Annotated in this window: 26 protein-coding genes and 1 other annotated feature; of the genes, 4 read left to right on the top strand and 22 right to left on the bottom strand. The window is 48.7% G+C overall.

Annotated features, from left to right (window positions below):
* Positions 1-73 precede the first annotated feature (73 nt).
* Complete coding sequence (gene rfbD, locus DWZ44_RS11820; protein WP_117509864.1) at positions 74-919, top strand: dTDP-4-dehydrorhamnose reductase; 846 nt, start codon at positions 74-76, stop codon at positions 917-919.
* On the top strand, positions 919-2,217 hold the full coding sequence (locus tag DWZ44_RS11815; protein WP_022462385.1) for a dicarboxylate/amino acid:cation symporter: 1,299 nt from the start codon (positions 919-921) through the stop codon (positions 2,215-2,217). The genes rfbD and DWZ44_RS11815 overlap by 1 nt, the downstream gene beginning before the upstream one ends.
* A gap of 150 nt (positions 2,218-2,367) precedes the next feature.
* Here DWZ44_RS11815 and DWZ44_RS11810 read toward each other — a convergent pair whose 3' ends face one another.
* From DWZ44_RS11810 to DWZ44_RS11795, 4 genes are all read right to left on the bottom strand, one after another.
* Positions 2,368-2,871 (bottom strand): NUDIX hydrolase, encoded by a 504-nt coding sequence (locus tag DWZ44_RS11810; RefSeq protein WP_117804932.1) that lies wholly within the window; start codon positions 2,869-2,871, stop codon positions 2,368-2,370.
* Between the two features lie 74 nt (positions 2,872-2,945).
* Positions 2,946-4,649, bottom strand: coding sequence for a proline--tRNA ligase (locus DWZ44_RS11805; RefSeq protein ID WP_022462387.1), 1,704 nt, complete (start codon positions 4,647-4,649; stop codon positions 2,946-2,948).
* Positions 4,650-4,829: 180 nt separating this feature from the next.
* Positions 4,830-5,131, bottom strand: a binding site (T-box leader).
* Positions 5,132-5,210: 79 nt separating this feature from the next.
* Complete coding sequence (locus tag DWZ44_RS11800) at positions 5,211-5,483, bottom strand: hypothetical protein (RefSeq protein WP_022461797.1); 273 nt, start codon at positions 5,481-5,483, stop codon at positions 5,211-5,213.
* Between the two features lie 20 nt (positions 5,484-5,503).
* Complete coding sequence (locus tag DWZ44_RS11795; RefSeq protein ID WP_055219937.1) at positions 5,504-6,334, bottom strand: alpha/beta hydrolase; 831 nt, start codon at positions 6,332-6,334, stop codon at positions 5,504-5,506.
* Positions 6,335-6,665: 331 nt separating this feature from the next.
* On the opposite strand from DWZ44_RS11795, the gene DWZ44_RS11790 reads away from it, so the two are divergent.
* Positions 6,666-7,481, top strand: coding sequence for a Cof-type HAD-IIB family hydrolase (locus tag DWZ44_RS11790; protein ID WP_117804931.1), 816 nt, complete (start codon positions 6,666-6,668; stop codon positions 7,479-7,481).
* Positions 7,482-7,536: 55 nt separating this feature from the next.
* Here DWZ44_RS11790 and DWZ44_RS11785 read toward each other — a convergent pair whose 3' ends face one another.
* The 12 genes from DWZ44_RS11785 to DWZ44_RS11730 form a co-directional block, all read right to left on the bottom strand.
* Positions 7,537-8,577 (bottom strand): YeiH family protein, encoded by a 1,041-nt coding sequence (locus DWZ44_RS11785; RefSeq protein ID WP_117802372.1) that lies wholly within the window; start codon positions 8,575-8,577, stop codon positions 7,537-7,539.
* Between the two features lie 66 nt (positions 8,578-8,643).
* The gene (locus DWZ44_RS11780; RefSeq protein WP_117804930.1) at positions 8,644-9,993 is read right to left on the bottom strand and encodes an MATE family efflux transporter; all 1,350 of its coding nucleotides are present in this window, start codon (positions 9,991-9,993) and stop codon (positions 8,644-8,646) included.
* Positions 9,994-10,109: 116 nt separating this feature from the next.
* On the bottom strand, positions 10,110-10,667 hold the full coding sequence (locus tag DWZ44_RS11775) for a hypothetical protein (RefSeq protein ID WP_117804929.1): 558 nt from the start codon (positions 10,665-10,667) through the stop codon (positions 10,110-10,112).
* A 91-nt stretch (positions 10,668-10,758) separates the two neighbouring features.
* A complete protein-coding gene (locus DWZ44_RS11770) occupies positions 10,759-11,244 on the bottom strand; it encodes a hypothetical protein (protein WP_117804928.1) in 486 nt (161 codons plus the stop codon).
* A gap of 25 nt (positions 11,245-11,269) precedes the next feature.
* Positions 11,270-11,752, bottom strand: a complete 483-nt coding sequence (locus DWZ44_RS11765; RefSeq protein WP_117761627.1) for a hypothetical protein — start codon at positions 11,750-11,752, stop codon at positions 11,270-11,272.
* A gap of 127 nt (positions 11,753-11,879) precedes the next feature.
* A complete protein-coding gene (locus DWZ44_RS18235) occupies positions 11,880-12,134 on the bottom strand; it encodes a hypothetical protein (RefSeq protein WP_055219949.1) in 255 nt (84 codons plus the stop codon).
* 158 nt (positions 12,135-12,292) lie between these two features.
* Entirely contained in the window at positions 12,293-13,012 is a 720-nt protein-coding gene (locus DWZ44_RS11755; RefSeq protein WP_055219951.1) for an N-acetylmuramoyl-L-alanine amidase, read from the bottom strand.
* Complete coding sequence (locus DWZ44_RS11750) at positions 13,009-13,428, bottom strand: phage holin family protein (protein ID WP_055219953.1); 420 nt, start codon at positions 13,426-13,428, stop codon at positions 13,009-13,011. Before DWZ44_RS11750 ends, DWZ44_RS11755 begins: the two co-directional genes overlap by 4 nt.
* A gap of 95 nt (positions 13,429-13,523) precedes the next feature.
* The gene (locus tag DWZ44_RS11745) at positions 13,524-14,009 is read right to left on the bottom strand and encodes a hypothetical protein (RefSeq protein ID WP_055219954.1); all 486 of its coding nucleotides are present in this window, start codon (positions 14,007-14,009) and stop codon (positions 13,524-13,526) included.
* Positions 14,010-14,090: 81 nt separating this feature from the next.
* Positions 14,091-15,659 carry an RHS repeat domain-containing protein gene (locus tag DWZ44_RS11740; protein ID WP_117804927.1) on the bottom strand — a complete coding sequence of 523 codons (1,569 nt, stop codon included), beginning with the start codon at positions 15,657-15,659 and terminating at the stop codon, positions 14,091-14,093.
* Positions 15,660-15,769: 110 nt separating this feature from the next.
* Positions 15,770-17,323: a DUF3794 and LysM peptidoglycan-binding domain-containing protein gene (locus DWZ44_RS11735; protein WP_117804926.1), complete on the bottom strand. Its 1,554-nt coding sequence runs from the start codon at positions 17,321-17,323 to the stop codon at positions 15,770-15,772.
* Between the two features lie 15 nt (positions 17,324-17,338).
* Entirely contained in the window at positions 17,339-17,761 is a 423-nt protein-coding gene (locus tag DWZ44_RS11730; RefSeq protein ID WP_022461788.1) for a protease complex subunit PrcB family protein, read from the bottom strand.
* Positions 17,762-17,938: 177 nt separating this feature from the next.
* Between DWZ44_RS11730 and DWZ44_RS11725 the strand changes: the two genes are divergently transcribed.
* Complete coding sequence (locus tag DWZ44_RS11725) at positions 17,939-18,670, top strand: lysophospholipid acyltransferase family protein (RefSeq protein ID WP_117804925.1); 732 nt, start codon at positions 17,939-17,941, stop codon at positions 18,668-18,670.
* 131 nt (positions 18,671-18,801) lie between these two features.
* Here the strand turns inward: DWZ44_RS11725 and DWZ44_RS18715 are convergent, their stop codons facing one another.
* The 6 genes from DWZ44_RS18715 to DWZ44_RS11700 all read right to left on the bottom strand — a co-directional run bounded on the left by DWZ44_RS18715 (position 18,802) and on the right by DWZ44_RS11700 (position 25,401).
* The gene (locus DWZ44_RS18715) at positions 18,802-18,918 is read right to left on the bottom strand and encodes a putative holin-like toxin (protein WP_226906323.1); all 117 of its coding nucleotides are present in this window, start codon (positions 18,916-18,918) and stop codon (positions 18,802-18,804) included.
* A gap of 81 nt (positions 18,919-18,999) precedes the next feature.
* Positions 19,000-20,379, bottom strand: a complete 1,380-nt coding sequence (locus DWZ44_RS11720; RefSeq protein WP_117804924.1) for a UDP-N-acetylmuramoyl-tripeptide--D-alanyl-D-alanine ligase — start codon at positions 20,377-20,379, stop codon at positions 19,000-19,002.
* Positions 20,376-21,425 (bottom strand): D-alanine--D-alanine ligase family protein, encoded by a 1,050-nt coding sequence (locus tag DWZ44_RS11715; RefSeq protein WP_055228033.1) that lies wholly within the window; start codon positions 21,423-21,425, stop codon positions 20,376-20,378. Before DWZ44_RS11715 ends, DWZ44_RS11720 begins: the two co-directional genes overlap by 4 nt.
* A 55-nt stretch (positions 21,426-21,480) precedes the next feature.
* Positions 21,481-22,899 carry a L,D-transpeptidase family protein gene (locus DWZ44_RS11710; protein ID WP_117804923.1) on the bottom strand — a complete coding sequence of 473 codons (1,419 nt, stop codon included), beginning with the start codon at positions 22,897-22,899 and terminating at the stop codon, positions 21,481-21,483.
* Positions 22,900-23,029: 130 nt separating this feature from the next.
* Positions 23,030-24,316, bottom strand: coding sequence for an aminotransferase (locus DWZ44_RS11705; protein WP_117804922.1), 1,287 nt, complete (start codon positions 24,314-24,316; stop codon positions 23,030-23,032).
* A gap of 218 nt (positions 24,317-24,534) precedes the next feature.
* Positions 24,535-25,401 carry a class I SAM-dependent methyltransferase gene (locus tag DWZ44_RS11700; RefSeq protein WP_022461781.1) on the bottom strand — a complete coding sequence of 289 codons (867 nt, stop codon included), beginning with the start codon at positions 25,399-25,401 and terminating at the stop codon, positions 24,535-24,537.
* Between the last annotated feature and the right edge of the window lie 98 nt (positions 25,402-25,499).

The raw sequence follows: 25,499 nt of genomic DNA, 5'->3' as shown, positions 1-25,499 counted from the left end.
TCTGTAAAGTCCACAGGTAAAATAAATACAATTACAGTTTTTCTGTATATAAATCAAGGACAGGAGAGAACCTATGAAAAAAATATGGATTACAGGTGCCGAAGGCCACATCGGTACTGCCCTTCTGGAACTGCTGGAGGGTGTGGAATATCAGCTTCTTCCAACGGATATTCACGAGGTTGATATTACCAAAATCGATGAAGTCACACAGTTCGTTTATGTCAACCGTCCCGACGTTATCATCAACTGCGCCGGTATGACCGACGTTGCCGAGTGTGAAAAAAACATCGACGAAGCCTATCGTGTCAATGCCATCGGTGTGCGCAACGTAGCGCTTGCCGCCAATGATATCGACGCAAAGGTTATTCAGATCTCAACGGATGACGTTTTCGACAAGGAATCCCGCATCCCGTACAACGAGTTTGATACCGTGCATCCGCGTACGATCTACGGAAAATCAAAAGAGGCCGGAGAGAAAATCCTGACACAGCTTTTGAACCGCTTTGTCATCATCCGAAGCTCCTGGATTTACGGGATCGGCCGCGATTTTGTGGACGAAGTACTCCGCAATGCGGCAAAGGGCGGCACGATGGAGGTTCCAAACAACCAGTATGCGGCTCCGACCAGTGCTTTTGAGCTTGCGCGCGTGATCTGCCACTTTATCGACAGCGAGGAGTATGGTCTGTACCACGTTGTCTGCCCCGGAAGCTGCAGCCGCTATGAGTTTGCAAGAACCATCCTCGAGTATACCGGAAAAACCGGTGACCTTGATCTCTACCCGGTTGTCGCACGCGATGATGTCCGCCCGACCTATTCTGTTCTGGACAACATGATGCTCCGCCTGACCGGTATTCCTGAGCCGCTCGACTGGAAAACGGCACTGAAAGAATATCTCGAAGAAACCGGAGGAATCGAATAATGGTCCGAAACAGAAAAGAAACAACGGAAAAGTCAAAAAAGAAGCCCGGGCTTTCCACCCAGATTTTTATTGCCCTGCTGGCCGGTGCGCTGCTCGGCGTGGTGATTCACTATTGGATCCCGTCCAGCTATATCAAGGACACCGTCATCGTAGAAGGTGTGCTGTATGTCATCGGACAGGGCTTTATCCGCCTGATGCAGATGCTTGTCGTACCGCTTGTCTTCTGCTCCCTCGTCTGCGGAAGTATGTCCATCGGAGACAGCAAAACCCTCGGAAAGGTCGGCGTAAAAACGATCGGCTTTTACCTTGTTACCACAGCACTTGCCGTCTGCATCGCACTTGGAACCGCCCTGCTCATTCACCCGGGTCTCGGACTTAACATGAGTGCGGTTCAGAAAGCCGACCTGTCCTCGACAGCAGCAGATTCCAGCGTCAGCCTGGTGGATACACTGCTCAACATCATCCCGAAGAACCCGATTGGTTCCATGGCAAACGGCGATATGCTTCCCATCATCGTATTCGCCCTGTTTGTCGGCGTAATGCTGGCAAAGCTCGGAAACCGCGCTTCGGTCGTTTCCAACTTTATCAGCCAGTTTAACGATGTCATGATGGAAATGACCATGACGGTCATGAAGGTGGCCCCGGTCGGCGTTTTCTGTCTGATTGCACGTACCTTTGCAACGGTCGGCTTTTCTGCGTTCGCACCGATGCTGAAATACATGGGAAATGTAACACTGGCGCTGGCACTGCAGTGCTTCGTCATTTATCAGGTTCTTCTGTTCGTATTCACACGGCTGAATCCGATTAAATTCGTGAAGAAATTCCTTCCGGTTATGGGATTTGCATTTTCCACCGCAACCTCCAACGCGACAATCCCGATGTCGATTGATACACTGAACAAAAAGATGGGTGTCTCGAAGCAGATTTCTTCGTTCACCATTCCGCTCGGCGCAACCATCAACATGGATGGTACCTCCATTATGCAGGGTGTCGCTGTCATCTTCATCGCAGAGGCGTACGGTATTCATCTGACCCCGGCAAACCTCGCAACGGTTGTTGTTACCGCAACACTGGCTTCCATCGGTACCGCCGGTATCCCAAGCGTCGGACTTGTTACCCTGGCTATGGTACTGAATTCCGTCGGACTGCCAACGGAGGGTATCGCTCTTATCATGGGTATCGACCGTATTCTCGATATGCTGCGTACCGCCGTCAACATCACAGGCGATGCTGTCTGCACAACGATTGTCAGCCATCAGGAAAAGGCGCTCAACCGCGAAGTGTTCAATCGCGATTAACCGCAAGGAACCGCTTACGCGCTTACGAAAAGCCCTTTTCAGGCATGCCTACGGCAAGAAAGAATCCTGTAAATTACAAAAACGCGTTCCCGTTTTCGGAAACCCCTGTGGTTTCCGGCGGGAACGCGTTTTTATTATCTTATTTCTCTGTTACAGTTCAAATGCCTGGCGGATGCTGTCGTAATGCAGGAATTTACCTTCTGCGGCGTACCCTTTGATTTCGTCCAACGTAGCAAAACGGTAGCCGTCTGTTTCTTCCTCCTGAAGATGGAGATCTTCGTCTTTGACATCCATCACGAAGCGATAGACATCGACAAAGTAATTGTCTCTCTCATCCGGGTTGATGCGCCGGTAGGTAAAGAGATAACCGCCGTCAGCCTTGCTCACATCGAGTCCGGTTTCCTCTCTGACCTCACGGCGCACGGCCTCCCAAGAGCTCTCTCCTGCCTGTGCCGCGCCGCCGGAAACCTCCCACCAGCCCGGTGCCCAGGCTTTCGTCATGACACGTTTTGTGATAAGGAAGGTTCCGTCCGGTCTTGCGATTACGCCGAGCACCGTCAGGTGAAACTCGTCCGGCTTCATATGCCAGTCATTCCGCTTCATCGTGCGGCCGGTCGGCTGTTTGTTTTCATCATAGATATCCCAGAGTTCCATATCGTGTTTTCTCCTGTCGAACTTCTTCCGAACCCCATCGCGATTTTTCTTCCCTTTCGCATGGTTCTGAATCATTACAGATACTGTTTAATCTCTTCCATCACATTTTCCAGCGGAATCTGTGTTTTCAGAGTCTTATCGCGGGATGCAACCTCGACAACGCCCTGTTTCATATTTTTCGGGCTTACGATGATGCGAAGCGGAATGCCGAGCAGGTCGGCATCGGCAAACATTACGCCGGCTCTGACGCTTCTGTCGTCGTAGATCACTTCGATGCCTGCGTTCTGCAGATCCTCGTACAGCTTGTCCGCGTATGCTCTTACTTCCTCGTCATCGACGCGGACCGCACAGAGGTGTACCTGCCACGGAGCGATAGCTTTCGGCCAGATCGGGCCGTACTCATCGTGATGTGCCTCGCAGACCGATGCTGCCAGACGGCCGACACCGATACCGTAGCATCCCATGATCGGGGTCTTGCTCTCGCCGTTTGCATCGACATAGGTCATATTCATGGATTTTGTATATTTGGTTCCAAGCTGGAAGATATTTCCGACCTCGATACCCCTGGAAATCTTCACGGTCTTTTTGCCGCATTTCGGGCAGATGCCGCCCTCCTGGATTTTTGCAAAATCGTGATACTCGGCATTCGGAACGTCGCGCTCCATGTCGAGTCCTTTGTAATGATGCTCTGCCTCGTTGGCTCCGCAGGAAAGGTTGTTTCTTCCCTCGAGGGATTTATCATAGAGAACAACGGCATCTCCGTTCACCTTCAGGTTCACAGGTCCGATATAGCCTGCGTTCAGTCCGCATTCTTCGGTGATCACGGCTGCGTGAACCTGCTCGCCGAGGAAGTTGACCAGCTTCGTCTCGTTGACTTCGAGATCACCGCGGATGAAAAGGACAACGTATTTATCATCAACATTCTGCTGATAAACAACGGCTTTGCAGGAGTTCTTTGTCTCGTCTCCGAAGAAATTGCAGACGTCTTCAATGGTGTGGACGTTCGGTGTATAAACCTTTTCGAGTGCAGCGGATTCTGCGTCTCTTGCGATATCGGAAATGTTCTCAGCTGCCTCCATGTTGGCTCTGTAATCGCAGGAATCACACAGAACGATGGAATCCTCTCCGACCGGAGTCAGAAGCATGAACTCATGGGAGATGTTTCCGCCCATCATACCGGAATCGGATTTGACAGATACCACCTCCGGCACGCCGACACGCTCGAAGATGCGCTCGTATGCTGCGTGGCATTTCTCGTAATACTGCTCCAGATCTTCCTGGCTGGTATGGAAGGAGTAAGCATCCTTCATCGTAAACTCACGCACACGGATCAGTCCGGCTCTCGGACGGGCCTCATCACGGAATTTTGTCTGGATCTGATAGATCATAAACGGATATTTGGTGTAGCTCTGTGCATACTCGCGTACAAGGTGTACGGCTGCCTCCTCGTGGGTCATGCCGAGTACCATTTTGGCATTGTTGCGGTCGGTGAAACGCAGCAGTTCATCGCCGATGCTATCGTAACGGCCGGACTCATCCCACAGAGAAGCCGGCATGACAACCGGGAACTGCACTTCCTGGCCGTCGATTTTGTCCATCTCCTCGCGCAGGATCTGCTCGATTTTGCGCACAATGCGGCGCAGCGGCAGATAGGAAGAATAGATTCCGTTTGCCATATATTTGATGTATCCGCCTTTTACCATAATAGCATGGCTGTCGATGACACAGTCAGCAGGTCTTTCTTTGAAGCGCTCTCCTACTAATTTTTCAAGTTTCATTTTCTGATTTCCTCCTTATTCTTTGGGTTTTCAACATCTGAAGTCTTCCAGACGCGAGAACATTCCAGCCTGTCCGATTTTAAGCTTTTAGTCAACATTTTACGCATCTAACTCATCACTGAAGTAACGAGTTAGATGCTTCGTTTTCAAACAGAAAAAAGCCCTAAACCGCAAGCTGCAGTTTAGGGCGAATTTTTTTATCCGCGGTACCACCTAAATTCAGGAAAACTCCTGCACTCTGACACAAAGCATTTGTACCCCACGATTTTGTATTTTGTAATACGTGTGATCTCTGCTCTCTGTACCTTCTCTGTAACGGGAGATCCCGGTGCAGCCTACGAAATAAAGTTTCCCTGATGGATTTTCTTCTCTTCGGTGCACAGCTCCAAGACCGGTTCACGATAGATTCTGCAAAAAGCTTTCACCTGCCGCTTTCTCTCTGAATGCGCTCTGTCGCTACTGTTTCTTTTCGTCGCTTTTTCACTGCACTGATTGTAGCAGAAACCGGAAAAGAATGCAAGCCCGTTCCTTCCGCTTTTTCTGCATAAACGCCCGCCCAGGTTACAGGCCTTCCCGATACATTCTGCTGATTGCCGCCTGGGCTTCCTCAGACTGTTTTTTCTCAATCCATGCTTTGCGGTCACTCAAAATAGCCAGCATCTCATCGACAACGTCCTCGGCGCGCGGGCTTGTGACGCGGTAGAGATAGCCGAGCATCCGCGTGGCGGTAAAGTCCGTGTTCATCTGGCGGTATGCAATTTCCCGGCAGAAGTCGTCCGGGTAACCGTTGTGTTTTAACGCACGGTACAATTCGTCATTTCTCGTTTCTGGCATTGCCTGTCTCCCTTTTTCCTTTAAACATTTACGTTTCCGCTGTTCAGGCCTTCCGTCTTTTCCTCAAGTGGCAGCCAGTCCAGTGCCTTTTTGATCCATTCATCCCAGAAATCCCATTCATGGCCACCCTTGCTCTCATAGTAGACAATGTCCATGCCGCTCTCTTCCATCCGTTTATGGTAGAGACGGTTTACTTCCAGAAGTCCGTCCTCTGTTCCGCACGCCTGGAATACGGTCGGCACATTGACAGACGGATCTTTTTTCCGTGCTTCCTTTAACTGCTCGATAAGAACAGCCGGGTTTTTGTCACTCTTTGCTGCTTCGACCAGATTTCCGAAATAACCTTCTTCATGTGCAAAGCTGTCCGCTCTGCTCTCTTCCGGATTTTCCAGCACATGAAGTGCACCGGACAGGCAGATCACAGCCCCGAAGGTATCGTGATATTTCAGGCCATTTCTGAGTGCGCCAAAACCACCCATGGAAAGGCCTCCGATAAAGGTGTCTTCTCTTTTTCTGGACAGCGGAAACATTTTTCTTGTAATCTCAACCAGTTCTTCTCCGATAAACTGTCCGTGCATGGCACCGATGGACGGCTGATCCACATAAAACGCATTCTCACCGGCCGGCATGACAACGGCAAGGTTTTTCTCCTCTGCCCATCTTTGGATTCTGGTTCCATGAACCCAGTCTGTCTCATTCCCAAAAATGCCATGCAGCAAATACAGCGTTTTAAACGGTTTTTCCTCGCGCTCCGGCTGCCCAAAGGTAAATTTGTCGACCGGCAGAATAACCTGCAGCGGTACGGTGCGCATTAAAGTTTTTGACATGAAGCTTACCTGAATAAATGCCATAATAAAAATCCCCCTGTGGATATATATTTTTCTTTATTTTACGCCTTATTTCTGCGTTTCGTCAACGTGGAGTTTTGCGTTCCTCCGGTTCCGGCTTGCACCCCGAAGCAATTCACGATATAATCATGTTTATAGCAATCCCAGAAAATAATGCAAAAAATTCAGCACTGCAGAACGTGAATTACTGCGTCACGGATTTTCGTCGTACCCCGGTACGCCTTCAAATCCGTTCCTTGTAATTCGCGCCCTGCAGCACTGCCTTTTTTGCGTTATTTTCTGGTCTTGCTGTAGTTTGAATTTTTTCTGTGACAAGATAAGGAGATTTTCTATTATGATAAAGTTGATTGCAACCGATGTCGATGGAACGCTCGTCAAAGACGGCACACTTCTGATCGACCCGGAATATATGACTGTTGTTTCCAGGCTTGTCGACCAGGGCATCCATTTTGTTGTCTGTTCCGGCCGCCAGTTTTCCAGTGAACAGAAGCTTTTCGCTCCGATCAAGGACCGCCTGCTCTACATCTCCGATGGCGGAACTGTCGTGCGCACACCGGAAAAGATTCTGAAAACATATCCGATGGAAACGGCACTCTGGAAATCCATGTGCCGCATGGTACACGACGAACTTCCGTCCTGCGACTGCTTTGCCGCCACCCCGGACTACTGCCTCGCCGAAGATGCCGGAAGCCGCATGTTTCACTGGCTCCGCGACTCCTACGGCTTCGATGTCCGCGAAGTACCGGATCTGTCGAAGGTAGAAAACGAGGACATTATCAAATTCACGATCTACCATCCAACCTCCTGTGAAGAGCTTTGCTCCCCAAATTTCATCCCGGCGTGGAAACATCAGGCAAAACTCGCTGTCGCCGGTAAGGAATGGTTGGACTGCAACGCCCGCGGCGTCAGCAAATGGACCGGTCTCTCATTTCTGATGAACTACTTTGGCCTTACCCCAGACGAAGTCTGCTGCTTCGGCGACAACCTAAACGACATCGAGATGCTTCAGAACGCCGGCGAAAGCTACGCCGTCTCCAACGCCCGAGCGGAAGTCATCGCCTCAGCAAAACACACCTGCCCGCCGTACTGGGAGAACGGGGTGCTGCAGGTTTTGAAAACGTTTTTGAAGGAAACGACAAACCCGTTTTGATTTAAAAAATCCAGGCATCCTATACGGATGCCTGGATTTTTAATTCTCTGTTTCTTTACAGTACCCCATGCGGCGCAATGCCGATCGCAAATTCGACTGCAATCGCTACCAGGACTACCAGCAGCGAAATGATGAATCCGTGCAGCATCGGCTTTGCGCCGGAGCGGCAGAGGGATTTGAAATCGGTGTTCAGGCCGATGGCCGCAAGGGCGGCCACCATCAGAAATTTGCTGATGGTTTTTAATGCGGCTGCTGTGCCTGCCGGGATAAGACCTAAGGAGGTCAGTGCTGACATGGCGAGAAAACCTAAGATAAACCATGGAAAAATGGATTTGATGCTTACCTTTACGGCGGTTCCTTCTGCTGCCTGCGCCTTCCGTTTCAGATGTACGTTGATGGCGGCGAATGCCAGAACAGCCGGAATGATGGCGAGGGTCCGTGTCAGTTTTACCATGGTGGCGAAATCACCGGCGGCCTCGCTGAATGCGTAACCGGTGGCAACGACGCTTGAGGTATCGTTGACCGCAGTTCCGGCCCAGAGGCCAAACGCGGCATCCGAAAGGCCCATCCAGTGACCGAGGATCGGGAATACGACGATCATGACCGTATCAAATAAAAACGTTGCGGAGAGGCCATAGGCAATGTCCATATCGGTCGCCTCGATGACCGGCGCGATTGCCGCGATCGCGGAACCGCCGCAGATACCCGTGCCGGCGTTGATGAGACTGCTCGTCTTCCAGTTCAGTCCAAGTGCTTTTCCGATCAGCGCGCCAAGGCCGAAGCACGTTGCCAGGGTAAATACCATAACCGTCAGGGAAAATCTTCCGACCGTCAGCACCGTGCGGATATTCAGGCTCGCACCGAGCAGAATAATCGCAAATTTCAGGATCTTCTTCGATGTAAATTTAATTCCCGGCGCTGTCACGCTGTTCGGCTTGTAAAAGGCATTCACAATCATACCGATAAACATGGCGATGACCGATGCCCCGATAAAGTGCAGTCCGGCGCTCTCCTCCAGGCTTTCCAGGAATTTCGCCGCAGCGGCAATCACCAGCGCAATCGCCGCTCCGGGAATCAGTTTCTTTGCGTTTTTCATAATAATAACTTCCTCCAGATGTATCGTTTTTTCTTTCTCTCTCCCCAAAACATTCCGTATTTTTCATCACGTCTGATGCTGCCACTTCCCGCTTCGATAGCGAAGGACAAAGAAAATGGCACGAACAACCCAGTCCATCGTCATGGCGACCCAGACACCGAAGACGCCGAATCCCATACGCACACCGAGCACATAGCTCATGCCGATTCTGCAGATCCACATGGAAAGAATCGAGAGAATCATGCAAAATGCCACATCATTGGACGCGCGGAGTACATTCGGCAGATTGAAGGCAATTGGCCAGATTATCATACAGCAGATGCCGTGGTAAACGATGATATCTTCCGTCATGGCTGTTGCCTCCGCAGACAGACTGTAAACGTGAAGCACCGCCGGAAGTGCCGCGATGACACCGAGACAGCAGACGATCATCAGGCCATAAATGATGATGTGCAGCTTTTTCGCATAGTATTTTACCTGCTCATAGTCTCCCGCTCCCGCGCACTGTGCGCTTACGGTCAGCACTGCATTTCCGATCGCCATACCGGGCAGTGTCTGGAAGACAGCAATCGTGTTGGACACCGCATTTGCCGCGATCGACGCTGTTCCGAACTGTGTGATCATACTTAAGACCATAATTTTGCCGAGCTGGAACATACTGTTCTCGAGGCCGTTCGGAATGCCGATGCCAAGGATTTTTTTCAGCATATGGAAATCCGGTTTTAATTTCACCGGATAAGAGCACCGCACTGGATACCGCTTATTATGTACGAGAACAAATGCTGCCGCAGCCGCGTACATACGTGAAAGCAGCGTCGGAATCGCAACGCCGTCCACGCCGAATTTCAGCGCATAGACCAGAAGCGCATTTCCCGAAATATTGATCAGGTTCATGACGATGGATATTTTCATCGGCGTTTTCGAATCACCCTGCGCACGGAAAATGGCCGCACAGCCGTTGTAAACCGCCAGAAACGGAATGGAGGCCGCTACGATCATCAGATAAATATTGCAGTTTCTTTCTACCTCTGCCGTAATGTTTCCAAACACAACATGCAGAATAAACGGCTTTAAAAGATAGACCGCCGCCATGATCACAACTGACAGCGCCGTTGTCACCAGCAGAAGCTGGTCAGCTGCCTCACATGCTTTGTGTGGCCGCTTCTTTCCGATATACTGGCCGCACACGACGGCTCCGCCGGTTGCAATCGCGGTGAACATGTTGATCAGCAGAATAAAGATCGTATCAATCAGCGACACACTCGACACCGCCGCCTCGCCGACACTGGATACCATAATTGAATCCGCCATGCCGACTGCGATGGCAAGAAGCTGTTCAATCAGAAGCGGCACAATCAGCTGTTTCAGATCCGCATTGGAGAACAGGTCACCATCCCGTTCCTTCAGATAATTCATCTTTTGTTTCCTCCATTTTCATACCTTCTCCGTTGATGAGTTTTTACGCATGTGTATTACACTTATGCTGTTTTTATCTTACCTGCATTTTTACGTAAAAGCAAGAAGAACCGGCATTATCTCTTTACCGGTTCTCCATTGATTGTCTGTACCAGGACTTTGTCAAATCTTGCGTATTTTTTTACTTCTTTCATCAGCGTATCGAGGTCTTTCACAATCTGCTCGCGCTTTCCTGTCGGTCCTATGAAATATTCTCTGCCGCCCATTTCCAGCGGATTTCCTGTCGTTCTTGTGCGCACACCGAAAGTAAGTCTTCTGCTTCCTCTCCGGTAATAAATTGTATAGGTACGCGGCACATAGTTGAACAGGGAACTTTCTATTTCAGAAACCGTATAAAATTCACCACTCTCTTTCGCCGCCGCATACCGCCTGTCCTTCAGGCAGTCCATTTCGGCTACAGAAATAAAGCAGATCAGATAGTCCAGAAACGAAAACACAACCAGAATCAGCGCTTCCACGATTCGCCCCGTCTTTGTTTTATCCAAAATGTGAACATAGATATCTCCGTAAAATACCGCAAAGAAAAGAATAATACTCAAAATAATCTTAATCCACGGCCAGAGACGGGATTTAATTTTCCGGTTTACTTTAAAAACATTGATCCAGTCAAGCAACTGTTTTTCCTCCAAAGCTGTAATTATACATGTATTATACTACTCTCTTTCCCCCGTAAAAACAACAGAAATCCGATCACTTCCACTCTTCTCATGCTTTATTTTCCTTATACTTGACACCGTATGAAGTGAGGAGATCACAAAATTCGTCGGCACTGATTGGCATAGTACGGACACAACTAAATTGTGACTTATCAAATATCACAAAGCTAGTAAATGGATGATATGTTGAAAAAAACAGACCACTATCTTTTTGTTTTGATACGTTAAAGAAAAAATGATTTTTATATCTTTGTATAACGGAAAAATCCTCCCATACAATTTTTTTCTTATATCCCAAAAAGGCAAGTTCCATTCCCCACTTATGGATGTAAATACGTGTTAAAGCATCTACACTTCCCCATGACACTATCCCACAAATAAACATTATTCCAAATATTACCCAAAGCTTTTGAGGCAAATTATATAATTCACATTGTTTTTTTGCATCTTCCCAAAATCTTGTCATAAGATACCCGATGCCTATTAATGTAGCAACTTGTGCAAACATAAAAAACTTACGATATCCTGCTCTCATATTTTCTCTTTAATTCCTTCGATCTTTATTTTCTTTCCGTGTACTGAACACCATATGAAGTGAGCAGTTCACAAAATTCGTCGGCGTTAAGCGGCATGGTATGAACAGAACGATTTCGCGAATTATCGAATATTACAAAACTGGTAAAGGGATGAAACATTGCCCAATACGGACCTGCATCTTTTTGTTTTGACATATTGAAGAAAAAATGATTATGATATCTTCGTATAACAGAAAATTCTTCCCATTCGATTTTTTTCTTATATTTCAAAAATGAGATCTGCATTCCCCATTCATAAATGTAAATACTGGTTAAAGTATTTATAATTCCAGCAGCCGTACCAAAAGTATAAATCATAAACCACAATATCATAAGTGCTTTATCTTGCATGTTATAAGAACTAATTTGACCTTTTCCCTCTTCCCAAAAATTCAGCATAAGGTATCCGCAGCCCATAAATACCAATATACTAAAATATTTATAAAATTTACGATATCCTGCCTTCATATTTGCCACCTACTAATTTAACTTTTTGAACATTTCCGCTTTTACAACATCAAAGTTGTCTGCGCAAAGGAATCTGCACAATTCCAGATCGTAATAGCGGCTGGCGGTGACATAGAGCTTGGTGTCGTCATCGTAGCAGTAAGCACGATAGCGGAATGGATTGAGCTTTCCGATATTTTCTCCGCTGGTATCGGTCAGACCGGTCTGTTTTCCCCATATTTAAAACGAGCATTACCTCTATTAGAAATATAATACTTGTTTTTAATGAATATGCATGGAACTCATCTTTTCCATTTACCCATATACTCACCACATAGTAATTAATAATAACACACAGAATCAAATCTACACCTGTACCAAATTTTCCCCATATTACTTTCATACAATTTTCTCCTCGTTATTTCTTTCGACTGTGCAATATTCGCACCACTTGTATCCATGGTATTTACCAGTTCTCCCCCTGCATCGTAAGAATAGTTTACTCCCTGCTTTCCATCGCTGTCAATCCGTCCGATGACATCGTTTTGCAAAGATGGGATTTTATACTCTTCCCCCGTAAAAACAATATGCTTTATGGCAGTTGATCCATCCCGCTCCCGACAGCAGTCTGCCCCAGCTTTTGTTTCTGATTTCTGTGATCGTATAGCTTCCCTGGTCTTTGATGACTCCCACCACCGGGTATTCTACTCCGGGACCTGTGCGGATGTTGAGCGCCGGGTCTGTTACACGGTAGATGCCGGGATTGTATTCACTTTTCTCACTGCCGTCTTCTGTTTCCCGAATCAGACGCTGGAACCGCTCCCAGTCTCCCCGCTTCTGAATCTGGGACGGGCAGTTTTTGCTGCAGATGTCGTAATGCCGGTAAACTGCATCTGATGGAATCCCCGTCTCGTTCATCAGGTTTTTCACCAGCTCCACCGTATGTAAAAATGCGGTTTCGTAATCATATCCTTTCTGCACGCACATCTCAACCGCGATGCTGTTCCGGTTTCCATATCTGCCGAATAGATTTTTACTTCCATAATTTCTCCCGACATGCCAGCATCCTCTGCTGTGCGGCGCAGCCTGATAAGCGATCTCCCCGTCATCTACGTAATAATGCGCCGACATAATCTGAAAATTTCCCTGGTACTGCGCTCTTGCATGCGCGCGGGCATCGGCTCCGGCGGCAAAATTGTCTGTATTGTGTACCACAATACACTGCGGATGATTTTCCGACCATGTATTCTGGTTGCTACAATAGCTTCTGTCAACCCTCATTTACTCTGCTCCTCCTTTCTCAGCACATCAATCCTTGACCGCAGAACCTCAGGGATTTTCACACCCATCAGCCCTGCATTTTCCAAGATCGAAACCGCTTCATTTAAAATAAATCCAATGCAGACGGCATCCCGCAGGTAATTCGTCTGTGTGAGCTGATCCAGTTTTTCCGCGACCAGCACAAAGAACAGCATCATCCCTTTTCTGCAAAGCCCTTTCCATCCCGCACGGCTCTCCAACGTTCCGTTTTCAGATTTCGGACTCTTTTTAAAAACAACAGGAAGCAGAACACCTCCTGTGATCCAGTCAATTGCCATGAAGCAGACCAGCGTTTCCAGCGCAGCATCCCAGCCTCCAAACTGTGCCGCAAGGAAGCTGCCTGCTGCGGCAAGGATCGTGCGATAAATTGATTTCATTGGCATTTCCTTCTTTCTTTTTCTAAATTTGCATATAAAAAGGGAAGTGGCTGGTAATTCGTGGATCTTACGGCCACTTCCACTCTTTTTGTATGTTATTTACTTTCCGTATACTTGACACCGTATGAAGTGAGGAGTTCACAAAATTCGTCGGCGCTGAGCGGTATGATTCCCCAGCCCGGTCCGCGGAACTTGTCGAATATCATGATACTGGTAAATGGGTGATAGGTACACCAGAACAAACTGTCATCTTTCTGTTTCGATATGTTGAAGAAAAAATGATCATTGTATCTTTGTATCACAGTAAAATCTTCCCATTCTATCTTTTTTTCATAGCCCCAAAAAGATAACATTATTCCCCATTCATAAATATAAATTCGTTTTAGTAGAAATGTCACAGTTCCATAAGCTGCTATGCTTAAAAAGAACATTATTCCTAGAAACACTATGATACTTGTTTTTAATGAATAGGCGTGGAACGCATCTTTTTCATTTACCCACAGGCTCACCCACCAATAACTACTAATAGCACACACAATCAGGTCTACGCCGGTACCAAATTTTCCCCATACTACTTTCATACAATCTTCTCCTCGTTATTTCTTACGCTTTGCCTTTGTACAAAACTATTTTTCTTCGCGCAAAGGCATCTTAAAACTTTTCTATCTAAGCGCTGGAAGTCCTATATTTTGCATTTTTCTGGAAATTGCAGGCTTATTACTCTGCCAGTTCTTCTTTTTCCCCCCAACTTTTTTTGTACTAAAGTTGATGTTGCTGTTTTTCTTAAGTGTTGATCCATTTTTATTTGCCTGTTTCTTGGGTTTTCCAAACACTCCATCCAAAACACCGCTTTTGGGATAGCTCAGTAATGGAGACTGAAAAAAGTCTGTAAAAGCACCCAATGCATTCTCAATAGTTTCATTTTTTACATATGCGTTATACGTTTTAGGTTCTAACAAGGTCATTATAGCATCGTAAAATCCTGCCCCCATTGCTCTTGCCATATCTCCTGATTCCTGATACTCTAAATATCCTCCTTTCAAACCACTTACTACTACTGAAAAGATAATTCCTTGGCTATCTCCCAAAACACTACTGATTGCACTTTCTATGGCCACCTCTGCAATTCCTTCTAAGGTTACTTTCTCATTCGCCATTCCGCACTGTACCGCATATACAAATACATCTTTTAAGATATTCCATGCTACTTTTCTGGGATCGATTCCTGGGAATGCCAGCATTAAAATTCCAAAATCACCATCATCATCTACCGCATTCACCGGATTGTTGCAACAGTACACATAAAGGTTCTTTCCATTCATGCTAAACATTTTCGCTTTTACAGCATCAAAGTTGTCCGCACAAAGGAATCTGCACAATTCCGGATCATAATAACGGCTGGCGGTGACATAGAGTTTGGTATCGTCATCGTAGCAGTAAGCACGATAACGGAATGGGTTTAGTTTTCCGATATTTTCTCCGCTGATATCGGTCAGACCAGTCTGTTTTCCCCATGCATCGTAAGAATAGTTTACTACCTGTTTTCCATCGCTGTCAATCAGTCCTATGACATCATTCTGGCTGTTGTACAAGTAATAATACTCTTTTTCTCCCTTTTTCAGCATCAGCGGGGATTTATCCGCACCGTAAACAAACTGAACCAGTACATCTCCATATTTCGTTCCCATCAGTTTATTTCCGCACCAGTAGTTCTTATGGCTGACTCCGTTCAGGTCTTTCCACTGGACTCTGTGTCCTTCGCTGTCGTAATGGTAAACTGCTTTCTTTCCGTTTAAGGTCAGACTCTGCAGCAGGCTTCCTCTGTACCAGGTCAGTGTTCTTCCCTGATAAGCTGTAATGTTGCCGACCGCATCATAGGAAATGCTGCTGCCATTATAGGAAATAAGCTGATCTTTCCATCCTGAAGCACGGTAGGTAAACAGATCTGTCTTTACCGCATTGCCCAGTGTTCCCGTTGTATAGGAATACTCTTTTCTGGACGTCATATTCATTCCGGCATCGTAGGTATACGTAATACTCTTATTTTCCCATGCAGAATCCACACGGGTCAGTTCACTCAAAGCATTATACGTATATTTTACTTTCTGAACACCATTCTCGGAAATCGTAACAATATTTCCCACAGCATCATAAACAAAGGACAGTTTCTTTCCGTTATTGTTGATTTCTTTGAGAAGCAAGGTTGTAATTCCCGCTTTTCTTCCCGGCACAAAAGTGTACCTGTTCTTTCTGCAATGCAGATCGGCATGGAACTCGCAAAAAGACAGCCTGCTGCCTGATGGATTAACTCCATTCTTAAGGCAGTAGGCTGTCTTTTCCGCTATACCCGCTCCACTAATAACTGCTGCATCGGTGTGAGTGTTTCGGTTTTCAGTTCATTTAATTCCCTGATCTTATCCGTTGTCGTATAAAATTTCTTTGCGATATCCCACAGGGTATCCCCCGGCTTGACGAAGTAGCAGGTGATGCCCGGGAGGCTCTGCAGTTCTTCCGGATCTCGGTCTTTTTCTTCGACGTACTGCATTACCATCTCTTTTCTGCGGCGGAAGACGAGGGCGTTCAGGTTCAGTACGACTTTGGCTTCGATGTCGCTGCTGTCCGGCATGGTTGTGGAGAGCTGGTCAATGGAGGACTGGAGTTCGTAGCGGCAGTCCGGTCCGATTCCCGGGACTTCGATGGTGTGGCGGAAGGGTATGGCGGTTTCGGCGGCGTAGAACGGCATTTCGTCGTCACTGACCACGTAGAGCGCCCTGAGTTCCACCACACCGGTTACTTCGATGCCGTTTTCTACGTTTCTTTCCTCGTCGATCTTGATTTTGCCGTCGCTGTGGCAGATCTGCAGAATTTTATTTTTCGGCACGCGCATCTGCAGTTTGTCGGTCAGGCGGCATTTGGAGGAATTGCGGATCAGAAGGCTCTCCAAAGTCTCCTCCTGCACCTTTGGAATGCATTCTCGGTGCGGATGGTAAACGTCCTGCAGAAGTGATACGGTTTCTTCCTGATACAGACAGATGTCAAGTTCGAGTACGGCCTCCGCCTGCAGGACCCGCTCCTCGCCGTCGGAATCGGGCTGGATTTCGAGTGTGGTCTGGCCGAGTGTGCTTTCGATCCGCGGGATCATCTCGGAGATGCAGCCCTGGCATTCCACTTCTGCCTGGAACGGGAGCGCCTGCTCCACCCACTGCAGCGGGTGATCCTCCTCGCCGTCGCTGTACAGACAGAAGACAAAGAGTTCTCCCTGCGCACTGACCCGCCCCTCCTCAGAGCGGAGATCGAGACCGCGCACTTCCAGATCCTGCCAGAGAATCTCGTGCAATTCCGGCTTGCCGGACGGAATCGTAAGCTCCTTTTTGACACGCAGCACATCTTTTTTCTGCACTGCAAGCTCAACCACGCGGTATTCCTGCCTTTTTACCGCGACGTCGCTCTCCCCGCGGATTTCCATCGGCACGGCAAGGTCGCACAGTTCCTCGATCCACGCGTGCAGCGTGACGATCGCGCGCACGCCCAGCTTCCGCGAGTTGATGAGATGCAGGTTCAGATCTTCCACTTCCCAGGTGATGCAGACCTTGTCGCCCCCTGTCAGACCATCGAGATGGATCGTCTCGTCGATCGGAAGCTCGCCGGAGAGCTGGCAGATCCGGCGCCGTTCGCCGTCAGAGACGTACAGCAGATGAAAGGTGAGGCCGCCGAATACACGCGCTTTTCCTTCCGAAATCTGCACATCCCCGATCGTCACCTCGCCTTTTTTCTGAATCATCCGCCCCACATCGGGCCGTGCGTCCGGCACATTGTAGTCCTCGTCAAACGTAATCTGTGACACCGCTTCGCTTTTTCTGCTGATCTGATGCAGAATCTTTTTTACAAAATCCATAAGGCTCCTCCCACTCTAATCCTCAAATACGACTGAGATTCCCGCCGCCGCTTTCGTTTTCAGCACGACGTAAGGGCAGGAGGCGGCGCCTTTCTGCTCCTCCTTTGCGGCAGGTCCGACGAGTTTTGTCCGCACGAAAACGGCGTTTTCCGATTTCGATACTTCTTCGATCTGTATGGAAAAGCCTCCGCTTTTCTGCTTTCCGTAGCCGCGCAGTATGTAGAGATCGTCCCCGCTCTCGTACGCCATCTGGAACGCGGATTCTTTTTTCCTGCGCAAAATCTGATCGATTTCCGGCGGAAAATCGCCCGGCTTTACAATCGCATACGACAGTTCTTTCCGCTCGCCCTCGCTCACATCTGTGATCCGGCACGATGCCAGGAGCATCAGAATCACCGCCGCCAGAAGAACTCTTCCCCGTCTCTTTTTCTTCATCATTCCAAACGCCGCTTCCTGCTCTTTCTATCCATTGTATGACGGGCCACAGTCTTCTATGACGCAAAATCTTTTTCCGAAAAAGACGAAAGTTATTGCAACCCGCCCCATATATGACGTATACTGAAAAGTACGCAATAACTGAATATCACTATTTTTACCAAGAGGAGAAAAAGATTCATGATTCGTTTTATTCTGGTCATTCTGACCGCTTTTCTGTATCTGATTCTGTCGATCCCGGTGCTTCTTGTTCTGCTTCTGATCCGGAAGAAAAAGCCGGAGGTCTGTGACAAGGTAAGCCGTGCGCTGATCCGCTGGATTTTCCGCGTGATTCTGTTTTTTTCCGGCACGAAGGTCACCGTAAAAGGTCAGGAAAATATTCCGAAGGACCGGGCTGTTCTATACATCGGCAATCACCGCAGCTATTTTGATATCCTTGTAACCTACACAACGGTTCCGGGCTCCTGCGGATTTGTCGCAAAAAAAGAGCTTTCACGCATTCCGCTGTTAAAGAACTGGATGGAACTCATCCACTGCCTGTTTCTCGACCGTTCCGACATCAAGCAGGGTCTGCAGATGATTCTCTCCGGATGTGAGGAGATCAAGAGCGGCACTTCCATCTGTATCTTCCCGGAGGGTACCCGCGGCAAGACGGAGAGCGAGCTGGAGCTCGGCGAGTTCCACAACGGTTCATTCAAGATGGCAACGAAAACCGGCTGCCCGATCATTCCGCTTTCGATTTCCGGATCCAGAGAAATTCTGGAAGCACATTTCCCGAAGATCCGCGGTACCCACGTTACCGTAACGTACGGCAAGCCGATCATTCCGGGCGAGCTTACGAAGGAAGAGAAAAAAGAGATTGGAAATTATACGAAAAACATTCTATTAGAACAATTGAAAGAAAATGCTTGAAAATGCCAGACCCCTGCGATATAATAAATATATAAAAAGAAAGCACCCACTCCAAAGTGGATGCTCTCGAGAAAAGGGTTAAATGTTCTTACGAACACCGCCTATCCCGTTTGCCGACGGGGTAGGCATTTTTATTTTCGCTTATTTCTCTTATCGAGAAAGGTAAGCAACGCAATGATGAAGCCTCCGAAGGAAATCAGTAAAGCTAAGATTCCCAGAAAAACCATAATAATTTCGTATGCTGTCATTTACGCCACCTCCCTTCCTATGTATTCATTAGCTCGGGAGGCTACCACCCTGTCATGGGTACTTTCCAGTTTAAAATTTTATCATAATTTCTGTGCTGTTTCAAGCATCTCCACAATCTTTCCATACTCCATAAAGTGCGATGCCTTTACCAGAATCTGATCCCCGTCCTGTAAGAGTTTCGGCAGTTCTGCCATCAGGCTTTCGCGGTCTGCGAAGTGGCGGATTTCCAGTTTCGGGTCTGCCTCTTTTGCCGCTTTTGCAAGATGCTCGCAGAGCGGTCCCGCACAGTAGAGGGCGTCAATGCCGCAGGTTCCGGCATGTGTGCCGACTTCGGCGTGGAGTGCTGTCTCATCGGTTCCGAGCTCGCCCATATCGCCGAGCACGGCCACTTTTCTTCCCTTCGCCTCTTTCAGAACATCGAGAGATGCCTTCATCGAAACCGGGTTTGCGTTGTAGCAGTCATCGACAACGGTGTATTTTCCTGTCTCGATGATGTGGAATCTTCCGCTCACCGACTGCAGTGTCTCGATTCCCTGTTTGATCTGCTCCAGCGTCAGCCCGTACGTGCATCCGACTGCGGTTCCGGCCAGCGCATTGTAAACCATATGGCGTCCCGGAATCGGAATCAGTGCAGAAAAGCTCCCCTGCGGGGTATGAATCCGGCAGGAAATGCCGCGGAAGCCCTGGCTCTCGATCTCATCGGCATAATATTCGTTCTTTTCATCCAATCCGAAATGAACCGGCTTGATGCCGTGAACCGTTCCAACAGTAGACAGCTTATCATCGTCCCCATTGATGATAATGTGCCCGTTCTCACGCAGATGATCAAAGATCTCGGTTTTTGCCTGTAAAATACCGTCTCGCGTCTTCAGATTTTCCAGATGGCACCAGCCGATATTCGTAATGACTGCGGTCTCCGGGCGTGCGATCTTCGCCAGACGGTGCATCTGGCCGAAATCGTCGATTCCCATCTCGAGAACCGCCATCTCATCTTCCTCACGCAGACGGAAAACAGTGAGCGACAAGCCCAGCTCATTGTTGAAGTTCGCATCCGTTTTCAGCACACGGTATTTCTGCGCCAGCACCGACGCGATCGTCTCTTTCGTACTGGTCTTTCCAACGCTTCCCGTAATGCCGACAACCGGAATATTGAGCTGCTGCATATAGTATTCTGCCATTGCTTTAATGGCCTCCATGGAATCCTTCACGAGGATATACGGGCATGGCGGTGTTTCAAGTTTCTGCTCGGAAATGACAGCAAGTGCGCCCTGGGAAGCCACGTTCGGGATAAATTTATGGCCGTCCACACGCTCACCCGGAATTGCAACGAAGAGGCTTCCCTCTCCCGCTTTCCGGCTGTCCGTCACGATATCCGTGACTTCCGCTGTTTTCTTTTCTTCCGATCCGAAGTAGATTCCGCCGCACACCTCTGTGATGTGCGCAAGTGTCATATTTTTCATGCGTTGTTACCTCTTTTTCTGAGAGAAAGCTGGATCAGCAGCTCGCAGAGTTCCGGATAGGAAATGCCGAGTACCTGTGCCTCCTGCGGCAGAAGGCTGGTCGGGGTCATGCCCGGAAGGGTGTTTGCCTCGAGGCAGTACATTCTTCCGTCCTTGCGCATCATAAAGTCGAGACGGCAGTAGTTTTCGATACCGAGAGCGGCAGCGCCGTCCTCTGCGTGCTTCTGCATTTCTTTCGTCTGCTCCTCCGTCAGTACGGCCGGGCAGGTATCAACAGTAGCTCCGGCTTTGTATTTGTTCGTGTAATCATAGAAGCCTTCGATCGGTGCAATCTCGATGATCGGGTAAGCCTTTCCGTCTACCACGCCAACGGAGAACTCTCTTCCCTCGATATACTCCTCAACGACAACCTCCGGTTCGTAGGAGAAAGCATCCTTCATAGCCTGCCAGTATTCTTCGTTCGTGTGTGCAATATAGACACCGACACTGGAACCGCCGCAGCACGGTTTTACGACAACCGGAAGCTCCAGGCCAAAGCCGGACAAAGGCTCGCTCTCCTGGCCTTTTTTCAGGGTCACGCCGTTCGGGGTCGGCACATGGTGTGCACGGAAGAACTGTTTTGTGATGGATTTGTCCATTGCGAGGGCGCTGCTTAAATAGCCCGTTCCGGTATACGGAATGCCGAGCAGATCGAACGTAGCCTGTACCTTTCCGTCCTCTCCGTTTGCGCCATGCAGGGCAAGGAAAACAACATCCGCTGCCTCGCAGAGTTCCAGTACGTTCGGTCCGAAAAATCTGCGGCGGGATTCGATCATTTCGTTTAATCCTGCATCAAAGCTGTGCATATATTCTGCTGCTTTGTCTATATCGTACGCCTCCTCTGCAAATACATCTTCCAGGTTCCCCTTCACATCGATACCGCAGAAAACGTCTACCAGAACTGCCTGATGGTTTTTCTCGCGGAGTGCCTTGCAGACCATAGTTCCCGATGTAATGGATACCGAACGTTCCGTGCTGGTTCCTCCAGCTAATACTACTATTTTCATCTATCAAAATCTCCTTTATTTGATGTGCTTCTGCTGTGATGCTTAAGCGTTTTTCCTACAGGCTGTTTTTCTGTGTAGGCTGCGGCCCGGTTACATCATCCAGGCTATAGTATACGATAACCGGGTCACCAATTTCAATAGCATTGAACACTTTTTCTGCTTCTGTGTATGGGGTATTCACACATCCGTGGGATCCGTTCGTCAGATAGATGTCCCCGCCGTACTCGGTACGCCAGCTCGCATCGTGGATTCCGACGTCGCCGTTAAACGGAAGCCAGAACATGACATGGCTCGGATAGAGCTTGAAATCACAGTCACTTTTTTTCGCATCCACCGCCCAGACACTGCCTGCCGGAGTGTCATAGCCCGTCGCATGATTGCCCGTTGTGACCGGTGTTTCCGTCACCAGAACGCCATCCTTGTAGCACCACATTTTCTGCTGGGAAATGCACACCTCGACGTATGTATTTCCGATATCATTGGCCGAGCGGTCATTGGCCGTATAGAGGTAAACCGGGTCGAGATTTCCCTGTGTTTCGTCCTCGATCGCCTGCAGAAGTGCCTGCGTCGTCTCCTCCTTGTCGATGCCCCAGCCGTAATCGCCGCCCGCATTCAGGTTAATGGTCGCGCCAAGACTCGTTTTGAAGGTATGCGCCAGCCCGAAGGTGTCCGTCTCATACGCCATATGGCGCACAAAAGCTGCCGCTTCGTCCTGCGAAATCGTGTAGGTTCCATCCTCCCCCTGTACGAGCCAGCTCTGTAAGGTCGCCCGGTCTATGGCATAGCTGTTTTCACCGATTGCATACGTGATCCGCGCCGCTGTCAGGTGGTTCAGTTCCGCCATTTTCCCATTCAGTGCTTCATCATCCTGCGTAATGTCCGGTTTCCGGTAAACATCTTTTTCTTCCAGATCCACGCTCGCCGCTCCGGCATCCAGCGCCTCGATGACAGCCTGCTCCGCCTTCTCATAGTCCACCTGCTCGCCCTCTGTTTCCGGCACAATGACGTACGAGGTTCCGTCATCCGTCAGATACGCATCCGTCGGCGCTTCCTGCTGTTCTTCCTGAAACCCTTCCATCGTCTGCAGTTTTTCCTGCACCATTTCTTTGTCATAGACAGAGTCCGCCGCCACCTGGTTTTCTTTCTCTTTCCAATAGAATGCAGGCCATGCAAGAGTATTCTGGGACTCCAGCAGTTTTTCCACCGCGTGGTCGTCCACATACGTGAGGCCGATCTCCGTGCCGCTTAATGTCTCTGTTTTTCCACCGCGCTCGGTAATGCTGAGTGTATAATCCACAATGTGCTTCTGAATTTCCTCTTTGACCTGCTCTGCGGTCAGCCCTGCGCAGTTCAGTCCGTTGATCGCGGTTTTCGGGAAAAAGTGGGATGCATAGTAATGCCCCACGCCCGCGTAACCGCCTGCGGCCGCAAGGAGTATGATTCCTGCGGCAATTCCTATTACTTTCTTTTTCATGTTTTTCCTTTCTGTCCCATAGAAAATTTCTTTTTAACTTTCTGATAGAAAAAAGCCGGAACTCCCACACCAGAGTTCACAAAAACTGTGTCCCCCGGGAGAATCCGGCTTTTGTATTTTTACTTATCTGTTATTTGCTTTCCAGAATCTTATCCACGCTGACCAGTTTGACACTCAGCACGAATACCTGACCTGCGATTTCCAGCTCTTCCGGTGTCGGGAAGGACGGTGCAATACGGATGTTGGAATCCTGCGGATCGTTGTGATATGGATACGTTGCGCCCGCGCCTGTCATGGTAAGACCGGCCTCTTTTGCCTTTGCAACGATCTTCTTTGCGCATCCCTCCATCGCATCGAAGGAGATGAAGTATCCACCGTTCGGTTTTGTCCAGGAAGCGATGCCAAGGCCGCTCAGCTCCTGATCCATTACCTGCAGAATTGCCTCGAATTTCGGTCCTAAGATCTCAGCATGCTTTTTCATCTGATTCATCACGCCGTCCAGGTTCTGGAAGAATTTTACATGGCGCAGCTGATTCAGTTTATCATGACCGATGATCTGGAAGTTCATGTACTCCTGTGCCTCTTTGAGGTTTGCCTCAGAAGAAATGAGAGCTGCAATTCCGGCTCCCGGATAGCTTACTTTCGAAGTGGATACGAACTCATAGACCATATCCGGATTTCCGGCTTTCTCGCACTCCTCGATGATGTTCAGCAGGTGATCCTGTCTGTCATCATACAGGTGATGGATAATGTATGCATTATCCCAGAAAATACGGAAGTCTTTGGCTGCCGGTTTCAGGTTTGCAAATCTTCTGACGGTCTCATCGGAGTAGGTGTAGCCCTGCGGGTTGGAGTATTTCGGTACACACCAGATTCCCTTGATGGCGTCATCTTCTGCAACGAGTTTTTCTACCATGTCCATGTCCGGTCCTTCCGGCGTCATCTGAACATTGATCATCTCAACGCCGAAGTACTCGGTTACACCGAAGTGACGGTCATAGCCCGGTACCGGACAGAGGAATTTTACTTTGTCCAGCTTGTTCCACGGAGTGCAGCCTGCAACGCCCTTCAGGAACGAACGTGCTACGGTATCAAACATAATGGTAAGGCTGGCGTTTCCGTAAACGATGACGTTTTCCGCCGGAACCTCACAGATATCTCCGATCAGTTTTCTTGCTTCCGGAATACCGGTCAGCACGCCGTAGTTCCGGCAGTCGGTTCCATCTTCTGCGAAGGTGTCTTCATTTTTCGAGAGAACGGTAAGCATTCCTTCCGTGAGATCTAACTGGGCTGCTGCAGGTTTTCCTCTGGAAATATTCAGATTGAGGCCTTTTGCTTTTACCTCTGCAAATTCCTGCTCCAGTCTGGCTTTCTCGGCAACTAATTCTTCTTTGGTCCATTCGATATACGGTTTCATGAAACGTCCTCCCTTGTACTTTCCTTACCCGTTTTTCAGGTTTCTTGCTCAACTAAAGACCATTTTACCAGATCATGAGTTTCTGTCAAGGAGAACTTGCATGTTTTATACACTTTTCAGCATTTTATCCCACTTTTTGCAGTTTTATACTTCATTTCCTGCAATTTCAGCCAAATGTTTTTCGTATGACGGACATACGTCCGCTGCCAAAAGATGTTTTAAACGTTGTCAGACTGCCATCTTCCCGATGCACCGCACGGCAGAACAAGGCCGGTCGACTTGACCGGAAGGCCGATTTCCTGTGCTTCTACGTGGCCTTTGTACTGTTTTAATTCCAGGGAAATCATGTACGTCAGGACAGCCGGTGCAAGTCCTGTCGTGTAAGAATTCACAAGGAAGAACAGCGGGTCATCGCTTAAGAGCTGCGTGCAGAGCTTGATGAACGGATGAATCGACTCCTCGATTTTCCAGATCTCGCCCTTTGGTCCTCTTCCGTAGGACGGCGGGTCCATGATGATCGCGTCGTAGTGGTTGCCTCTGCGGATCTCGCGCTCGACAAATTTGGTGCAGTCATCCACAAGCCAGCGGATCGGCTTGTCCGAAAGGCCGGACACGGCAGCGTTCTCTTTTGCCCAGTTGACCATGCCTTTGGATGCATCGACATGTGTGACGCTTGCGCCTGCTGCGGCCGCTGCGAGCGTTGCGCCTCCCGTGTAGGCGAACAGGTTCAGCACTTTAATCGGGCGGTTGGCACGGCGGATCAGATCGCCGAACCAGTCCCAGTTCGTTGCCTGCTCCGGGAAAAGGCCGGTGTGTTTGAAGCTGAACGGTTTCAGGCGGAAGGTCAGGTCTTTATAGTTGATCTCCCACTGCTCCGGCAGATGGAAAAACTCCCATTCTCCGCCGCCCTTGCTGCTTCTGTGATAATGACCGTTTTTCTTTTTCCAGCCCGGATTTTCTTTTTTCGTGTTCCAGATGACCTGCGGGTCTGGTCTTACCAGAAGGTAATCTCCCCACCGCTCCAGTTTTTCTCCGCCGGACGTATCCAGCACTTCATAATCTTTCCATCCATCTGCTATCCACATTTTATTGGTTTCCTTTCTCTTTTATCTCAAAATTTATCGTGTTCTGAATTGTACGTTCCTATGATACCATAAAAGTATTGTTTTTCCAAAACATTTCT

It is taken from the genome of Blautia sp. AF32-4BH (genome assembly GCF_003460565.1).
Lineage (GTDB): Bacteria > Bacillota > Clostridia > Lachnospirales > Lachnospiraceae > Fusicatenibacter > Fusicatenibacter saccharivorans.
The sequence above is the reverse complement of the archived record's forward strand: the minus strand, read 5'-3'. Positions and strand labels throughout refer to the sequence as shown.

Excerpts from the sequence above, each read along its gene's own strand:
- rfbD (WP_117509864.1), top strand. The coding sequence starts at position 74 with ATGAAAAAAATATGGATTACAGGTGCCGAAGGCCACATCGGTACTGCC.
- DWZ44_RS11815 (WP_022462385.1), top strand. The coding sequence starts at position 919 with ATGGTCCGAAACAGAAAAGAAACAACGGAAAAGTCAAAAAAGAAGCCC.
- DWZ44_RS11810 (WP_117804932.1), bottom strand. The coding sequence starts at position 2,871 with ATGGAACTCTGGGATATCTATGATGAAAACAAACAGCCGACCGGCCGC.
- DWZ44_RS11805 (WP_022462387.1), bottom strand. The coding sequence starts at position 4,649 with ATGAAACTTGAAAAATTAGTAGGAGAGCGCTTCAAAGAAAGACCTGCT.
- DWZ44_RS11800 (WP_022461797.1), bottom strand. The coding sequence starts at position 5,483 with ATGCCAGAAACGAGAAATGACGAATTGTACCGTGCGTTAAAACACAAC.
- DWZ44_RS11795 (WP_055219937.1), bottom strand. The coding sequence starts at position 6,334 with ATGGCATTTATTCAGGTAAGCTTCATGTCAAAAACTTTAATGCGCACC.
- DWZ44_RS11790 (WP_117804931.1), top strand. The coding sequence starts at position 6,666 with ATGATAAAGTTGATTGCAACCGATGTCGATGGAACGCTCGTCAAAGAC.
- DWZ44_RS11785 (WP_117802372.1), bottom strand. The coding sequence starts at position 8,577 with ATGAAAAACGCAAAGAAACTGATTCCCGGAGCGGCGATTGCGCTGGTG.
- DWZ44_RS11780 (WP_117804930.1), bottom strand. The coding sequence starts at position 9,993 with ATGAATTATCTGAAGGAACGGGATGGTGACCTGTTCTCCAATGCGGAT.
- DWZ44_RS11770 (WP_117804928.1), bottom strand. The coding sequence starts at position 11,244 with ATGAGAGCAGGATATCGTAAGTTTTTTATGTTTGCACAAGTTGCTACA.
- DWZ44_RS11765 (WP_117761627.1), bottom strand. The coding sequence starts at position 11,752 with ATGAAGGCAGGATATCGTAAATTTTATAAATATTTTAGTATATTGGTA.
- DWZ44_RS18235 (WP_055219949.1), bottom strand. The coding sequence starts at position 12,134 with ATGAAAGTAATATGGGGAAAATTTGGTACAGGTGTAGATTTGATTCTG.
- DWZ44_RS11755 (WP_055219951.1), bottom strand. The coding sequence starts at position 13,012 with ATGAGGGTTGACAGAAGCTATTGTAGCAACCAGAATACATGGTCGGAA.
- DWZ44_RS11750 (WP_055219953.1), bottom strand. The coding sequence starts at position 13,428 with ATGAAATCAATTTATCGCACGATCCTTGCCGCAGCAGGCAGCTTCCTT.
- DWZ44_RS11745 (WP_055219954.1), bottom strand. The coding sequence starts at position 14,009 with ATGAAAGTAGTATGGGGAAAATTTGGTACCGGCGTAGACCTGATTGTG.
- DWZ44_RS11735 (WP_117804926.1), bottom strand. The coding sequence starts at position 17,323 with ATGGATTTTGTAAAAAAGATTCTGCATCAGATCAGCAGAAAAAGCGAA.
- DWZ44_RS11730 (WP_022461788.1), bottom strand. The coding sequence starts at position 17,761 with ATGATGAAGAAAAAGAGACGGGGAAGAGTTCTTCTGGCGGCGGTGATT.
- DWZ44_RS11725 (WP_117804925.1), top strand. The coding sequence starts at position 17,939 with ATGATTCGTTTTATTCTGGTCATTCTGACCGCTTTTCTGTATCTGATT.
- DWZ44_RS18715 (WP_226906323.1), bottom strand. The coding sequence starts at position 18,918 with ATGACAGCATACGAAATTATTATGGTTTTTCTGGGAATCTTAGCTTTA.
- DWZ44_RS11720 (WP_117804924.1), bottom strand. The coding sequence starts at position 20,379 with ATGAAAAATATGACACTTGCGCACATCACAGAGGTGTGCGGCGGAATC.
- DWZ44_RS11715 (WP_055228033.1), bottom strand. The coding sequence starts at position 21,425 with ATGAAAATAGTAGTATTAGCTGGAGGAACCAGCACGGAACGTTCGGTA.
- DWZ44_RS11710 (WP_117804923.1), bottom strand. The coding sequence starts at position 22,899 with ATGAAAAAGAAAGTAATAGGAATTGCCGCAGGAATCATACTCCTTGCG.
- DWZ44_RS11705 (WP_117804922.1), bottom strand. The coding sequence starts at position 24,316 with ATGAAACCGTATATCGAATGGACCAAAGAAGAATTAGTTGCCGAGAAA.
- DWZ44_RS11700 (WP_022461781.1), bottom strand. The coding sequence starts at position 25,401 with ATGTGGATAGCAGATGGATGGAAAGATTATGAAGTGCTGGATACGTCC.